Here is a 14251-nt window from a genome sequence, read left to right on the forward strand (position 1 = left end):
CCACCGGCGGCGTCGTGGCTCCGCTCGGGCGGGCGCCGGCGTTCCTGCCGGTCGTCGGCGCCACCTCCGGGCCGGCGGCCGGATTCCGGCCCTCGCGTTCCGACACCCCCGCAGTGAAGTCCCGCACTGAAGTGCGGCGCGCCCTGCGACGCCACCCCGATCAGCGGGGCGACATGCGGGCGGCCGTCCGGACGGACCGTACTCGGCCCGCAGGTCTCCGCGGCCGTCAGCAGTTCCGCCGCCGCCGACCACGGACCGGCCGGGGCGCTCTCGTGGCTGTAGCGGGCATCCAGCTCGGCGGAGGCTTCGAATCCGGAGGTGCGGGCCTCCCGGCCGGGTCCTCGAAGCGATCGTGCCGGTGACGTGCGGACCGTGCACCTGCGCCGTCTTCATCGGTGCGAGGCTAGGCTCGGAATGCTGGATTGTGTGTGGACGGCGAGCAGGAGAGCACGGAAATGACGACGGTGCCGGGGCGCAGGAGCAGTACATTCACCCGACTGCTGCGGCACGGTTTCATCGATCCTTCCGCCGCCGAGCAGCTCCTCGACCTGCCCGAGCTGTCGTCCGTACGCTCGGATCCGGTGCTCCTCGACGCCCTCGGGGCCACCGCCGACCCCGATCTGGCCCTGCACGGGGTCGTCCGCCTCGTGGAGGCCGAGGAGCCGGACGAGCGGCAGATCCTGCTGGACACCCTCGTCACCGCCAAACCGCTGCGGGACCGGCTGCTCGGGGTGCTCGGGGCGTCCGAGGCCCTCGGCGACCATCTGGCCCGCCACCCTCGCGACTGGCAGGCGCTCGTGACCTACGAGGCCACCGATCTGCACCCCGGGGTGCCCGAATTCGAGCAGGGGCTCGCCGGGGCCGACGACCCGGACTCGCTGCGCGTCGCCTACCGCCGGTGCCTGCTGGCCATAGCGGCCCGGGATGTGTGCGGTACGACGGACGTCGCCGAGGCCGCCGCCGAACTGGCCGATCTGGCCACGGCGACCCTGCGCGCGGCGCTCGCCATCGCCCGAACGGGTGCACCCGCCGACGCCGCCCAGTGCCGGCTCGCCGTCATCGCGATGGGCAAGTGCGGCGGGCACGAGCTGAACTACGTCTCCGACGTCGACGTCATCTTCGTCGCGGAACCGGCCGACGGCGTCGAGGAGAGCGCGGGCGTCCAGGCCGCCACCCGGCTGGCCGCGCACATGATGCGGATCTGCTCCGACACGACCGTCGAGGGCACCATCTGGCCCGTCGACGCCAACCTCCGCCCCGAGGGCCGCAACGGGCCCCTTGTACGGACGCTGTCCTCGCATCTCGCGTACTACCAGCGCTGGGCCAAGACCTGGGAGTTCCAGGCGCTCCTCAAGGCCCGGCCGGTGGCCGGCGACCCCGAGCTGGGCGCGGAGTACGTCGAGGCCGTCTCGCCGCTCGTGTGGCAGGCCGCGGACCGCGAGAACTTCGTCGCCGATGTGCAGAAGATGCGCCGCCGCGTCGTCGACAACATCCCCGCCGACCGCGTCGACCGCGAGATCAAGCTCGGCCCCGGCGGGCTGCGGGACGTCGAATTCGCCGTGCAGCTCCTTCAGTTGGTGCACGGCCGCAGCGACGCGACCCTGCGCAGCGGCTCCACACTGGACGCCCTGCGGGCGCTCGCCGCGGGCGGCTACGTGGGGCGGGTGGACGCCGCGCAGCTGGACGACGCGTACCGCTTCCTGCGCGCCATGGAACACCGCATCCAGCTCTACCGGCTGCGCCGCACCCATCTCGTCCCGGAGGGCGAGGCGGACCTGCGGCGGATCGGGCGCTCCCTCGGGATGCGCACCGATCCCGTCACCGAGCTCAACCGGGCCTGGAAACGGCATGCCTCCGTGGTGCGGCGGCTGCACGAGAAGCTGTTCTACCGGCCGCTGCTCGACGCCGTCGCCCAGCTCGCGCCCGGCGAGTCCCGGCTCAGCGCGAAGGCGGCCGGACACCGGCTCGAAGCCCTCGGATACGCCGATCCGGCCGCCGCGCTGCGGCACCTGGAGGCACTGTCGTCCGGCGTGTCCCGCAAGGCGGCCATCCAGCGCACCCTGCTGCCGGTGCTGCTCGGCTGGTTCGCGGACTCCGCCGACCCCGACGCCGGGCTGCTCGGCTTCCGCAAGGTGTCCGACGCACTCGGCAAGACCCCCTGGTACCTGCGGCTGCTGAGGGACGAGGGTGCGGCCGCGGAGAACCTCGCCCGGGTGCTCTCGGCCGGCCGGCTCGCCCCCGACCTGCTGCTCCGTGCACCCGAGGCGGTGGCGATCCTCGGCGATCCGCAGGGGTTGAAGCCGCGCGGCCGGGAGCACCTGGAGCAGGAGGTGCTGGCCGCGGTGGGGCGTGCGAAGGGGGCCGAGCCCGCCGCCGCCGTGGTGCGCGGGGTGCGGCGGCGCGAGCTGTTCCGGACCACGGCCGCGGACCTCATCGGCTCGTACGGTACGGAGGAGAGCCCCGCCGAGGAGGATCCCGGGGCCCTCGTCGACCGGGTCGGCAACGCGGTCACCGATCTGAACGCCGTCACGATCGCGGGAGCCCTGCGCGCCGCCGTCCGCGAACAGTGGGGGGACACCCTGCCCACCCGGTTCGCGGTCATCGGCATGGGCCGGTTCGGCGGACACGAGCTCGGCTACGGCTCCGACGCCGATGTGCTGTTCGTCCACTCGCCGCGCGAGGGCGTCGACGAGCACGAGGCGGGACGGGCCGCGAACGCGGTGGTCGCGGAGACGCGGCGACTGCTGCAACTGCCCACCGCGGACCCGCCGTTGATCATCGACGCGGACCTGCGGCCGGAGGGCAAGAGCGGGCCGCTGGTGCGTACGCTCAAGTCGTACGAGGCCTACTACCGGCGCTGGTCGCTGGTCTGGGAGAGCCAGGCGCTGCTGCGCGCCGAGCCGGTGGCGGGCGACACGGAACTCGGCCGTGCCTTCATCGAGTTGATCGACCCGCTGCGGTACCCGATGGAGGGCCTCGGGGAGGACGCGGTCCGCGAGATCCGCCGCCTGAAGGCCCGGATGGAGTCCGAACGGCTGCCGCGGGGTGCGGACCCGACGCTCCACGCCAAGCTGGGGCGCGGCGGACTGAGCGATGTCGAGTGGACGGTCCAGCTGATGCAGATGCAGCACGGCTGGGCCGAGCCGGGCCTGCGGACGACCCGCACCCGCGAGGCGCTGGCCGCGGCGTGTGCGGCGGAGCTGATCTCGGGCGAGGACGCGCAGACGCTGGACGAGGCGTGGGTGCTGGCCACACGGGTCCGCAACGCGGTGATGCTGGTACGGGGGCGGCCGGGTGACACGTTTCCGTCGGGGCCTCGTGAACTCACCGCCGTGGGACGGTATTTGGGATACGAGCCGGGGCATGTCGGGGACATGCTGGACGACTACCGGCGGATCACCCGGCGGGCGCGGGCGGTGGTGGAGGAGCGTTTCTACGGGGCGTGAGGGGGCTCCCGTCGGCGCGCGAGGACCCGCCGGCGCGCGGGGACCCGCCGGTGTGCGAAGGCCCGCCGGTTTGCGGGGGTGCCGCCGGTGTGCGAGGGCCCGTCGGTCTGCGGGGGTGCCGCCGGCGCGCGGGGTCGTTCTCCGGTGTGCGGGGCCGTTCATTCGGGGCTCCGCTCCGGGTGGGGCCGCGGCGAGGTGGAGCGCGCTCCGGTCGGTGGCGGCGGGCCCCGGGTCCTGATGAAGCGGTGGGCGGCTCCCGTGCTGCGGGCGGATCGATATTGGCATATGCCAATCGACAACTTTTGTTACCGCTCTCGCGATTCGGTAACTATGGTTGTCGGTATGACGCAGATTGAGGCCACCGAAGCCGAACTGGCAGCCCTCGACAAGTCCCTCCTGGACGCCCTGACTCCGCTCGCCTCGGCCCTGCGTGCCCGAGCGACCGGGCTCCCCGAGGACCGGATGTGGGAGGCGGACCCCGTCGAGGTCACCTTGTCGATCCTTGCCGCCTGGAAGGTGGTGGACGCGGAGGTCGAGCGGTTGACGGCGGGAGCCGCACGGACCGCCGGATCCTATGGCGCGAGCTACGAGCAGATGGGGGCCGCTTGGGGGATAACCCGGCAGGGTGCCCGCAAGAAGTGGCCCGACGCGATCAACAGGTCGGCGGCAGCGGGGCTGGAGCCGAGTGCCGTCGAACTGTTCGGCGGGAGCGCCGAATTGTTCTGGGCGCCGACGCTGGGCGGCTGGCGGTGGACCGGTCGGGGAGCCGACGGGACGCACGGCGAAGCCGACGGCTCCGTCTCCTTCGGCACGAAGGAGACGGCTGCCGCCTACGCGGGCATCTTCCTGAGGGAGCACGCTGTCGACCAGGGCTGATCCGTGAGGGGCGGGGCGTCGATCGGGCTGGTTCGTGAGGGGTGCGCAGTGGGCCGGGCTGGTTCGTGAGGGGTGCGCAGCCGACCGGGCTGGTTCGTGGAGGGCGTGCCGTCGGCCGGGCTGATTCCCGAAGGGTGCGCCGTCGACCGGGCTTGGCCGGAGCCGGGGGGCCGTCTTCCGGTAGCGGCGTTCATGGGTGGTCCGGAAGGGGCGCTGTCGCCCCCGGCCGGACCGGCCGGGGCCCGACGGCTCGATCCGGTCCCGCGGCGCGTCGGGGCTCGGGCTCGATCCGGTCCCGCGGTGCATCGGTCGTCACCGGCCGGACGGGCGGGTCCGGTCGGCCGGTTCGTCAACGGGACGCGTCCGGGTTCTCCCGGCTGTCCTTCGCGCCGTCCTCCGCGTTGTCCTCCGCGTCCAGCAGTGCGCGGCAGTGGCCGATGAACGCCTCCAGTGCCAGTTCGAACGCCGCGTCCGCCCGGTGAGTGCCCACCGCGGCCAGTGCCTCCGCGAGGCGGGGTGTCGTGAGGGCGTCGGGGAGTTCCCACATGGTCTCCGGGGCCGCCAGGTCCAGCGCCGAGCCCAGGACCAGGTTCTCCAGGGCGGTGATCACCGTCATCACCTCCGCCATGGCGAAGCCGACGCCCAGCAGCAGCCGTACCGCGCGCTCGTACTGCTCCAGGACCTTCGGGGCGCGCACCGGTGACGTCGTCAGCAGCGGGATCACCTGCGGGTGGGCGGCGAACGCGGCGCGGTAGGAGCGGGCCCAGGCCGTCATGGCCGCGTCCCACGGTTCCACGTCGAGGGTCGCGGAGTCGATCGCCGCGCAGACGCGTTCCCGGACGAGTTCGACGACTCCGCCCCTTCCGTCCACATGGTGGTAGAGCGACCCGGTCTGCACCCCGAGCCGCCGGGCTATCTGCGGAACGCTGAACTCGCCCTGCTCGTCGATGAGTTCGAGCGCCGTGGTGGTGATGCGCTCCCGGTCGAGCAGCGCTGTTCGCGGCCGTCCCATGTGCGGTTCTCCCGATGTGTGTAGGCATGTGAGTCTGCCGGGAGGTCTTCCCGGATGCCCGGGAGCGAGGCTACATTGCGGAAACCGAAAGCCTTTAGGTTTCTGGTTCCCGGTCCCTGCCCCGCCCGTCGCAGAAGGGCTCCTCTTTCGCATGTCCGCGCCCACCCTCAGGAGAGGCACCCTCGGCACCGCCGACATCGCCTTCTTCGTCATCTCGGCCGCCGCCCCGCTCACGGTGATGGCCGGAGTCGCCCCCGTCGCCCTCCTGCTCGGCGGCATCGGCGCCCCCGTCGGCTATCTGCTGGCAGGCATCACCCTCGCCGTCTTCGCCGTCGGGTTCACCACGATGAGCCGCCATGTCCGCAGTGGCGGTGCGTTCTACGCGTTCATCACCCGGGGAATGGGCCGCCCCCTGGGCATCGCCGCCGCCCTGCTCGCCATGCTCGGCTACAACGGAATGGAGATCGGCGTCTACGGGCTCCTCGGCTCGGCCACCGCCGACACCGCCCAGGCCCTGTGGGGCATCGACATCCCCTGGCTGCCGATCTCCCTCGCCGGGCTGCTGCTCATCTGGTACGGAGGATTCCGTTCCATCGACTTCGGCGCCAAGGTGCTCGGCGTGCTGCTCGTCGCCGAGACCGGCATCCTCCTGCTGCTCGCGGGCGGCGTGCTGCTGGACGGCGGGGCCGACGGGATCTCGCTCGCCTCGTTCGCGCCCGGCAATGTCCTCGTCCCCGGCATGGCGGCCGTACTGGCCTGCGCCTTCGCGGCGTTCACCGGCTTCGAGTCCACGGTGATCTACCGGCGCGAAGCACGGAACCCGGACCGTACCGTCCCGCGCGCCACCTACATCGCCGTCGCCTTCCTCGGGCTCTTCTACTCCTTCATCGTCTGGACCGTCATCCAGGCCTTCGGCGACGCACAGGTCGTCGAGGCCGCCGCCACCGACCCGGGCGGGCTGTTCTTCTCCGCCATCACCCACTACGTCGGTGCCTGGGCCGCGGACCTGATGCACATCCTCATCGTCACCAGCGTGCTCGCCTCGCTGCTCGCCTTCCACAACGCCATCAACCGGTACGGACTCGCGCTCTCCGAGGAGGGAGTGCTGCCCGCCGCCCTCGGCCGCGTCCACCCCCGGCACCGTTCCCCGTACGTGGCCGGCGCCGCCCAGATCGTGCTCGGCGCCGTGATCGTCATCGGCTTCGCGGCGGCCGGCGCCGATCCGTACGCGCAGCTGCTGCTCTGGGTCAACACCCCGGGAATGATCGGCCTGATGGTGCTCCAACTGCTCGCCGCGATCGCCGTACCGCTCTTCTTCCGGCGGTTCGACCACGGCGAGGGCAGAATCCGCACCGTCGTCGCACCGATCGTCGCGGCTGTGCTGCTCGCCACCGCGATCGTCCTGGTCACGGACAACGTCGGCCTGTTCTCCGGGGCCTCGACCGGCGTGAACATCGTGCTCGTCTCGCTGGTGCCCGCGGTCTTCCTGATCGGACTCGTACTCGCGTACCGGCTCAAGCGCACCAGACCCGAGGTGTACGCCCGGTTCGCGGCCGAGCCGCCGCCGCAGGAGGAGACCGGGGACACGACCGCCCCCGGCCCCACCGCCCCCGCCCTCACCGCCCCCGACCCCACCACCGTCTAAGGAGCACCCCGTGCCCGCAGCCGACCTCCTCCTCACCGGAGCCCGTGTCCGCACCCTCGACCCGGCCCGGCCCGCAGCCACCGCCGTGGCGGTCAAGGACGGGGTGATCACCGCCGTCGGCGACGAGGCCGGGCTGCGCGAGTGGCGCGGGACCGGCACCGAGCGCATCGACCTGGCCGGGGCCACCCTCACGCCCGGCCTGGTCGACGCGCACAGCCACCCCGTGTGGGGGCTGGAAATGGCCACCGGCACGGACCTCACCGCCGTCCGCGACCTCGACCAGCTGCGCACCGCACTCGCCGGGGCCGCCCGGACCGAGGGCTGGATCACCGCCTGGGGCCTGGACCACAACGCCTTCGGCGGCCGTCCCGTCGACCGGGCCCTCGTCGAGGACGCCATCGGCGGCGCCCCCGCCTTCATCCGGCTCTACGACGGACACTCCGCCCTGGCCAGCGGCGCCGCCCTGGAACGTGCCGGGATCACGGGCCCCCGGACCTTCGTCCAGCGCTCCGCCGTCGTCTGCGACCCCGACGGGCGCCCCACCGGCCACCTCGTCGAGCACGCCGCGATGGACCTGGTCGCCGAACGGCTGCCCAAGCCCTCGTACGCGGAGCGCCGCGCCCGCCTCGTGGAACTCCTCTCCGGCATGGCCGCCACCGGTCTCACCGGCGCCCATGTGATGGACCTCGGCGACGGTTCCGTGCCCGCGCTGCTGGCCGCGGTGGAGGAGGAGACGGAGCTGCCCGTACGGCTCCGGCTGGCACCCTGGTGCATGCCGGGCGCCGACAGGCAGGTCCTGGACGAGTTGGTGCGGGTGCAGAGCGAGGCGGGCAGGCTCTGGCGGGTCGGCGGCGTGAAGTTCTTCATGGACGGCACCGTCGAGGGCGGCACCGCCTGGCTGGACCACGCCGACTGCCACGGGGAGGGCACCGAGGCGTTCTGGCCGGACCCGGAGGCGTACACCGCCGCCGTCCACCATCTGCACCGCGCCGGGGTGGGGACCGCCACGCACGCCATCGGGGACGCGGCCGTGCGGCATGTGCTGGACACGGTCGAGGCGCTGGGGGAGAGCGGCCGGCTCCGCCACCGCATCGAGCACATCGAGACCGTGCCCGGGGAGGTGGCCGCCCGGTTCGCCTCGCTCGGGGTGATCGCGTCGATGCAGCCCACGCATTCCGCGTACACCCGCGCCGACCACACCGACGAGTGGTCGAAGCGGCTCGGGGACGAGCGGGCCGGGCGGGCCTGGCGCTGCCGGGACCTGCGGGACGCCGGGGCGTACCTGGCGCTGGGCTCGGACTGGCCGATCGCCCACTACGACGTACGGCAGGTGCTGGCCACGGCCCGGCTGCGGCGGCTGCCCGGGGCGTACGACACCGAGCCGGTCACCGCCGAGCAGGCGCTGACGGGGCTGATGGCGCTGGAGGGCTGCACCTCGCACGCGGCGGTCGCCGCCGGGGAGCAGCGGGTCGCGGGCCGGATCGCCGTGGGATACCGGGCCGACCTGACGGCGCTGGGGGTGGACCCGGTGACGGCCCCGGCGGACGAGGTGGGGGAGGCGCCGGTGCGGGCCACGGTGTGCGGGGGGCGTGTGGTGCACCGGGGGTAGCGGCGGGCTGACGCCATGTCCGTCCGGCGGTCGGGGGCGGAGCCGCTCAGTGGGGTCCCGGCGCGCCGGCGGACAGGGCGGCCAGCCGCGGCCCCTCCCACGGCAGCGGCACCCGCTTGGCGAGGTGGTGCGGCAGCGAGCCGTACCAGGCGTACGACACCGCGTACCCGATGGCCAGGCACGTCATGCCGCCCAGCGCGTCCAGCCAGAAGTGGTTGGCGGTCGACACGATCACGAGCAGGGTGGCCGCCGGGTAGAGCAGGCCCAGGACGCGGGCCCACGGGGCGGAGGCCAGGGCGAAGACGGTCAGGCCGCACCAGAGCGACCAGCCGATGTGCATCGAGGGCATGGCCGCGTACTGGTTCGACATGTTCTTGAAGTTGCCCGAGGCCATCGAACCCCAGGTCTGATGGACCAGGACCGTGTCGATGAAGTGGCCGCCGGTCATCAGCCGCGGTGGTGCCAGCGGATACAGGTAGTAACCGAGCAGTGCCACGGCCGTGGTGGCGAACAGGGCCAGGCGGGCTGCCGCGTAGCGGCCGGGATGACGGTGGAACAGCCACGCCAGCACGCAGACGGTGACGACGAAGTGCAGCGTCGCGTAGTAGTAGTTCATCGACACGATCAGCCATGTCACGGAATTCGCGGCGTGGTTGACCGCCTGTTCGACGGCGATGCCCAGCTGGGTCTCGACCGACCAGATCCGGTCGGCGTTGTGCAGGGCCTCGGCCTTCTGCTCCGGGACCGCGTTGCGCACCAGCGAGTACACCCAGTAACTGGCTGCGACCAGCAGGATTTCGAACCAGATGCGTGGCCGGCGAGGGGACCGCAAGGACCGCAGGGAACGCGGGGGACGAGCTCTCGCCGGGCCGCCGTCGCGCTGCCCGGCGTTCCGCTCCGTGTCAGCCGCGGAGGCCGCCTCGTCCGCGATGGGTGACGGGGCGGCCTCCCATCGGCCTTCCTGTGTCGTCACGCTCAATTCACCCATAGGCGCAGAGTCTGCCAGAAATGTCCTCCCTGCCCGATCAATCGCCGATCGGATCGGGGTCGCACATCTGTGTGCCGGACCGCGGGCCGGGAGTTGTCCGGGCGATCACGTGTCTGTCCCGTGCCCGGGACGTGCTCCGGGTGCGGGGCGGGGCGATCGCGCAGGTGCCGGGTGGGAACGGCTGCGGCCGTTCCTGCCGGTCCGCAACAGGCGCCTGCCGGTGGTCCCGCCACCCGGTGGGCGTCCAGGTGGGTCCAGGCCGCCTTCCCGACCACATCGGGTGCGGCGGGCTCAGGCGGTGGGGGCTCCGGCGACCCGGCGTTCGCCGCCGTTGTTCTCCTGCCAGAACCGGTAGACCTCGACGGCGTCCTCGCGCGGCTCGTGGCGCATGGGCAGCCGGCGTTCCTGCCAGGGCTTGGCGAACTCGTCGTAGAAGGTGTTCAGTTCGAAGTACTTGCGGTCGTCGACGTAGTAGGGCTCGTAGGCGTCGCGGGTGGTGAGGAAGACGACCTCGTCCGGCGAGCAGTAGTACAGCGAGCCCAGGCACATCGGGCAGGGGTGGGCCAGGACGTAGATGGTGGTCCCGGTCAGGTGCTCGGTGCCCAGCTTCGTGCAGGCGTCGCGGATGGCGAGGATCTCCGCGTGCGCGGTGGGGTCGCCGGTCTGGGCGACCCTGTTCGGGCTCTCGGCGAGGATCTCGCCGTCCTTGGCGATGACGGTCGCGAACGGGCGGCCGCCCTCGGCGACGTTCTGGCGGGCCATGTCGATGGTGCGCTGGACGAAGTCCATGGGGGTCCTCCGGAGGTGAAAGAGGGTACGGGCCGTCCCGCAGGGTGGCGCGGGGGCGGGTGGCGCGGGGGCGGGCCGGTCGGACGGGTGGTCCGGACCCGCCCCGCCGCACTGCCCGGCGTGTGACGCGGCCCCGGGTCAGAAGGGCTTGGTCGGCAGGTACTTGCCGTCCAGGGTGATGACGGCGCGTTCGCCGCCCTCGGGGTCGGCGACCTTCTTCACGTCGAGCTTGAAGTTGATCGCGGAGATGATGCCGTCGCCGAACTGCTCGTGGACCAGGGCCTTGAGAGTGGTGCCGTAGACCTGGAGCATCTCGTAGAAGCGGTAGATGGTCGGGTCGGTGGGGATGCCGCCGGGGATCGAACCGCGGGTCGGGACCGTCTGCAGCAGCATCGCCGCGTCCTCGTCCAGGCCCAGCAGCTCGGCCACGGCCTCGGCGGACTTCTCCGGCAGGGCGTGCTGGCCGAGGACCGCGGCGGTGACGAACGCGACGGACAGGCCGGCGGCGTCGGCGATCTGCTGCCAGGACAGGTTCTTGCGGCTCTTGGCCTCGACAGCGGCGTTGGCCAGAGCCTGGCGGGCGGTGGGGTCGAGCTGGGCGTGCACCATGATCGGTACTTCCTTCTCTCCGAGTGGACCACTTCCCGAAAAGGAAGTGGCGGGTCGATGGGTTCCCGGCGCGGTGTCGCGGACGGGAGACCGGATCGGATCCGGCAGGTGGGGGTCAGGCCGCGAGCGCGGGGCCGGCGGTGGGCAGTTCCTCGACGCGGCCGGTGGCGATGTCGAAGACCCAGCCGTGCAGGGCGACCTTCCGTTCCGCCAGGGCGCGGGCGACCGAGGGGTGGGTCGCCAGGTTCGCCAGCTGCGCGAGCACGTTCCCGCGTACCAGAGCCGTCACGTCACCCGGGGCGGCGGTGCGGGCCCGGGAGGCGTCGGCGTGCCGCAGCCAGGTGGCGACCGCCGGGGCGCCGCTGAGGTCGTGGCCTTCTGCCAGGGCGGTCATCGCGCCGCAGGCGGAGTGGCCGCAGACGACGATGTCCCTCACGCCCAGTGCGGCGACGGCGTACTCGATGCTCGCCGCCACACCGTCGGCCTCGGGGGCGTAGGCGGGCACCAGGTTGCCGGCGGTACGGATGACGAACAGGTCGCCCGGCTCGGTACCGGTGATCAGCTCGGGGACGACGCGGGCGTCGGAGCAGCTGATGAACAGGGTGTGCGGGGTGTGGTGGGTGGCCAGGTGGGCGAAGAGGTCCGCCTTGGCCGGGAAGACGTTCCGCTGGAAACGGGCGACGCCCTCGGTGAGGTCCTGCACGGGTCACTCCCTTCGGTGGCTGTCGGCCCCTGTGGGCTGGTGAGATCCACCATGCATGACCTGTATCTATAGTGTCCAAGAGTTGTCAGGCATAGAAGCTAGTGGTCACATCTATAGTTGCGGCCATGGCCGTTCTCGAACTGCGTCACCTGCGCTATCTGCTCGCCGTCGCCGAACACGGCAACTTCACCCGCGCCGCCGAAGACCTGCATATCTCCCAGCCCACGCTGTCCCAGCAGATCAAGCAACTGGAGCGGACCCTGGGAGTGCAGCTGCTGGACCGCACCGGCCGCACGGTACGGCTCACCGACGCCGGCGCTGTCTACACCGACCACGCCCGGCGCGCACTGCGCGACCTGGCCGCCGCCGAACGCGCCGTCCACGACGTCCAGGACCTCTCCCGCGGCCACCTGCGCCTGGGCGTCACCCCCACCTTCACCGCCTACCTCGTCGGCCCGCTCACCGCCGAGCTCCACACCCGCCACCCGGGCGTCAGCCTGACCCTCACCGAGACAACCCAGGACCGCATCGAAGCCGCCCTGCTCGCCGACGACCTCGACCTCGGCATCGCCTTCGCCCAGACCCACCTGCCCGGCATCACCCCCACCCCGCTGTTCACCGAAACCCTCAGCCTCGTCGCCGCCGCCCAGCACGCCCCGACGACGCCGCACCCCCTACCGGCCCACGCCCTGAAGGACCACCAACTGGCGTTGCTCAGCACCGACTTCGCCACCCGCGGCCATATCGACGTCTACTTCGCCGACCACCGCATCGCTCCCCGCATCACGGTCGAGGCCAACTCCATTCAGGCCCTCACCGAAATCGTCCGACGCACCGATCTGACCACCGTGCTGCCCGACGCCATCACCCACGACCACCCCCACCTCGCTCCCATCCCCCTCGACCCGCCCCTGCCCGCCCGGACCGTCACCCTCCTGCACCGGCAATCCGCCTACCGCAGCGCCGCCACCCGCGCCTTCACCCAGCTCGCCCACGACCTCGTCCACACCCGCGGATACACCCCACCGCCATGCCCATCCGGAAGCGGCCCGGCCGAATCACTTCCGGGCCGGTGATCCGGCCACCGGGCCGACCGGGCCGCCGCGCGTGGGTCTCCGTCCGCCGAGTGGCCGCAGGTGGGCCTCGACCAGTCGCCTGATCGACCGGACGCGTCCTGGCTAGGCGCGGGCGTGCGAACCCGGATGGGGCCCGGCCGCGGAGGCCGGAGCGGGCCCGGGACCCGCGGCCGTCGAACCACGGACGACCAGTTCGGGCATGAAGACGAACTCGCTGTGCGGCGCGGGGGTACCGCCGATCTCCTCCAGGAGGGTGCGGACGGCGGCCTGGCCCATGGCCGTCACCGGCTGACGGATCGTCGTCAGCGGGGGATCGGTGAACGCTATGAGCGGCGAATCGTCGTAACCGACCACCGACAGATCGCGCGGCACGTCCATCGACAGCCGGCGGGCGGCCCTGATCGCGCCGAGCGCCATCATGTCGCTCGCGCACACCACCGCCGTGCACCCTCGCTCCATCAGCGCCGACGCGGCGGCCTGTCCGCCCTCCAGGGTGAACAGCGAGTGCTGGATCAGCCCCTCCACCTCGTCCGGCGCGAGGTTCAACTGCTCCTGCACGGTGGCGCGGAAGCCCTCGATCTTGCGCAGGACCGGCACGAACCGCTTGGGCCCGACCGCCAGGCCGATCCGCTGATGCCCCAGCGACACCAGATGCGTCACGGCGAGCCGCATCGCGGCCCGGTCGTCCGGCGAGATGAACGGCGCTCGGACCTTGGGCGAGAAGCCGTTGACCAGGACGAACGGGACGCCCTGGGCGCGCAGTTGCTCGTAGCGCTGCATGTCGGCCGAGGTGTCGGCGTGCAGCCCGGACACGAAGATGATGCCCGAGACGCCGCGGTCGACCAGCATCTCGGTCAACTCGTCCTCGGTGGAGCCGCCGGGGGTCTGGGTCGCCAGCACCGGGGTGTAGCCCTGCCGGGTCAGCGCCTGGCCGATGACCTGCGCCAGCGCCGGGAAGATGGGGTTCTCCAGCTCGGGCGTGATCAGCCCGACCAGTCCCGCGCTGCGCCTGCGCAGCCGTACGGGGCGTTCGTAGCCGAGAACGTCGAGCGCGGCGAGAACGGATTCACGGGTGGCCGCTGCGACACCGGGCTTGCCGTTCAGTACGCGGCTGACCGTAGCTTCACTGACCCCCGCCTGAGTTGCGATATCGGCAAGCCGTGCGGTCATGGAAGTGGACTGTACCGGGCGTATGTCGGATTGCCCACCATCCGCAGGAATCGGGCGACCGTGCCTGCGAGAGGGTCCGAGGGGGCGTCGCGGCAACTTCTTGCAAAGCCTTGCGGGCCCGGTTTGCGGATCGCGGTCGGATCGTCGCACTGCGGGGTTGCGGGCTGTCACCTGCCCCTGCCAGGGATCAATGCCTTCCGTCAAGAGGCTTGACGGCAACCGTGAGGACACGCGAATGTAACGATCGCCGGGGCTTGCAGAAATCTTCCGCAAACTCTTTCGGCGTTCTTTCATCCTTGTTACGTTCACGTCGACCCGGCGCCGCGAC

11 protein-coding genes are annotated in these 14251 nt (G+C 72.1%); 5 read left to right on the forward strand and 6 right to left on the reverse strand.

Annotated elements, in window-relative coordinates; translation table 11 throughout:
* Nucleotides 1–455: 455 nt before the first annotated feature.
* Together ACFVT1_RS19910 and ACFVT1_RS19915 are read left to right on the forward strand one after the other, a co-directional pair.
* Nucleotides 456–3446, forward strand: coding sequence for a bifunctional [glutamine synthetase] adenylyltransferase/[glutamine synthetase]-adenylyl-L-tyrosine phosphorylase (locus ACFVT1_RS19910; protein ID WP_389797056.1), 2991 nt, complete (start codon nt 456–458; stop codon nt 3444–3446).
* Nucleotides 3447–3788: 342 nt separating this feature from the next.
* Nucleotides 3789–4322 (forward strand): hypothetical protein, encoded by a 534-nt coding sequence (locus ACFVT1_RS19915; RefSeq protein ID WP_389797059.1) that lies wholly within the window; start codon nt 3789–3791, stop codon nt 4320–4322.
* A 349-nt stretch (nt 4323–4671) separates the two neighbouring features.
* Here the strand turns inward: ACFVT1_RS19915 and ACFVT1_RS19920 are convergent, their stop codons facing one another.
* The gene (locus ACFVT1_RS19920; protein ID WP_389797061.1) at nt 4672–5334 is read right to left on the reverse strand and encodes a TetR/AcrR family transcriptional regulator C-terminal domain-containing protein; all 663 of its coding nucleotides are present in this window, start codon (nt 5332–5334) and stop codon (nt 4672–4674) included.
* A gap of 151 nt (nt 5335–5485) precedes the next feature.
* On the opposite strand from ACFVT1_RS19920, the gene ACFVT1_RS19925 reads away from it, so the two are divergent.
* Both ACFVT1_RS19925 and ACFVT1_RS19930 read left to right on the forward strand, forming a co-directional pair.
* Complete coding sequence (locus ACFVT1_RS19925; RefSeq protein WP_389797063.1) at nt 5486–6979, forward strand: APC family permease; 1494 nt, start codon at nt 5486–5488, stop codon at nt 6977–6979.
* Nucleotides 6980–6989: 10 nt separating this feature from the next.
* Nucleotides 6990–8588, forward strand: coding sequence for an amidohydrolase (locus ACFVT1_RS19930; protein WP_389797065.1), 1599 nt, complete (start codon nt 6990–6992; stop codon nt 8586–8588).
* Between the two features lie 46 nt (nt 8589–8634).
* Here ACFVT1_RS19930 and ACFVT1_RS19935 read toward each other — a convergent pair whose 3' ends face one another.
* The 4 genes from ACFVT1_RS19935 to ACFVT1_RS19950 form a co-directional block, all read right to left on the reverse strand.
* A complete protein-coding gene (locus tag ACFVT1_RS19935; protein ID WP_389797067.1) occupies nt 8635–9576 on the reverse strand; it encodes a phosphatase PAP2 family protein in 942 nt (313 codons plus the stop codon).
* Nucleotides 9577–9867: 291 nt separating this feature from the next.
* A complete protein-coding gene (locus tag ACFVT1_RS19940; RefSeq protein ID WP_389797070.1) occupies nt 9868–10365 on the reverse strand; it encodes a nucleoside deaminase in 498 nt (165 codons plus the stop codon).
* Nucleotides 10366–10503: 138 nt separating this feature from the next.
* A complete protein-coding gene (gene cynS, locus ACFVT1_RS19945) occupies nt 10504–10974 on the reverse strand; it encodes a cyanase (protein WP_389797073.1) in 471 nt (156 codons plus the stop codon).
* 115 nt (nt 10975–11089) lie between these two features.
* Entirely contained in the window at nt 11090–11677 is a 588-nt protein-coding gene (locus tag ACFVT1_RS19950) for a carbonic anhydrase (RefSeq protein WP_389797075.1), read from the reverse strand.
* Between the two features lie 125 nt (nt 11678–11802).
* Here ACFVT1_RS19950 and cynR point away from each other — a divergent pair, with 125 nt between their 5' ends.
* Nucleotides 11803–12753, forward strand: coding sequence for a transcriptional regulator CynR (cynR, locus tag ACFVT1_RS19955; protein ID WP_389797078.1), 951 nt, complete (start codon nt 11803–11805; stop codon nt 12751–12753).
* Nucleotides 12754–12855: 102 nt separating this feature from the next.
* Here the strand turns inward: cynR and ACFVT1_RS19960 are convergent, their stop codons facing one another.
* Nucleotides 12856–13923 (reverse strand): LacI family DNA-binding transcriptional regulator, encoded by a 1068-nt coding sequence (locus ACFVT1_RS19960; RefSeq protein ID WP_389797080.1) that lies wholly within the window; start codon nt 13921–13923, stop codon nt 12856–12858.
* Nucleotides 13924–14251 lie beyond the last annotated feature (328 nt).

Origin of the sequence: Streptomyces sp. NPDC057963 (genome assembly GCF_042887155.1) — a bacterium.
Classification (GTDB): domain Bacteria; phylum Actinomycetota; class Actinomycetes; order Streptomycetales; family Streptomycetaceae; genus Streptomyces.

Bases quoted from the DNA above. Each gene is read 5' to 3' on its own strand.
- cynS (WP_389797073.1), bottom strand. From the start codon at position 10,974: ATGGTGCACGCCCAGCTCGACCCCACCGCCCGCCAGGCTCTGGCCAAC.
- cynR (WP_389797078.1), top strand. From the start codon at position 11,803: ATGGCCGTTCTCGAACTGCGTCACCTGCGCTATCTGCTCGCCGTCGCC.
- ACFVT1_RS19925 (WP_389797063.1), top strand. From the start codon at position 5,486: ATGTCCGCGCCCACCCTCAGGAGAGGCACCCTCGGCACCGCCGACATC.
- ACFVT1_RS19920 (WP_389797061.1), bottom strand. From the start codon at position 5,334: ATGGGACGGCCGCGAACAGCGCTGCTCGACCGGGAGCGCATCACCACC.
- ACFVT1_RS19915 (WP_389797059.1), top strand. From the start codon at position 3,789: ATGACGCAGATTGAGGCCACCGAAGCCGAACTGGCAGCCCTCGACAAG.
- ACFVT1_RS19910 (WP_389797056.1), top strand. From the start codon at position 456: ATGACGACGGTGCCGGGGCGCAGGAGCAGTACATTCACCCGACTGCTG.
- ACFVT1_RS19960 (WP_389797080.1), bottom strand. From the start codon at position 13,923: ATGACCGCACGGCTTGCCGATATCGCAACTCAGGCGGGGGTCAGTGAA.
- ACFVT1_RS19935 (WP_389797067.1), bottom strand. From the start codon at position 9,576: ATGGGTGAATTGAGCGTGACGACACAGGAAGGCCGATGGGAGGCCGCC.
- ACFVT1_RS19940 (WP_389797070.1), bottom strand. From the start codon at position 10,365: ATGGACTTCGTCCAGCGCACCATCGACATGGCCCGCCAGAACGTCGCC.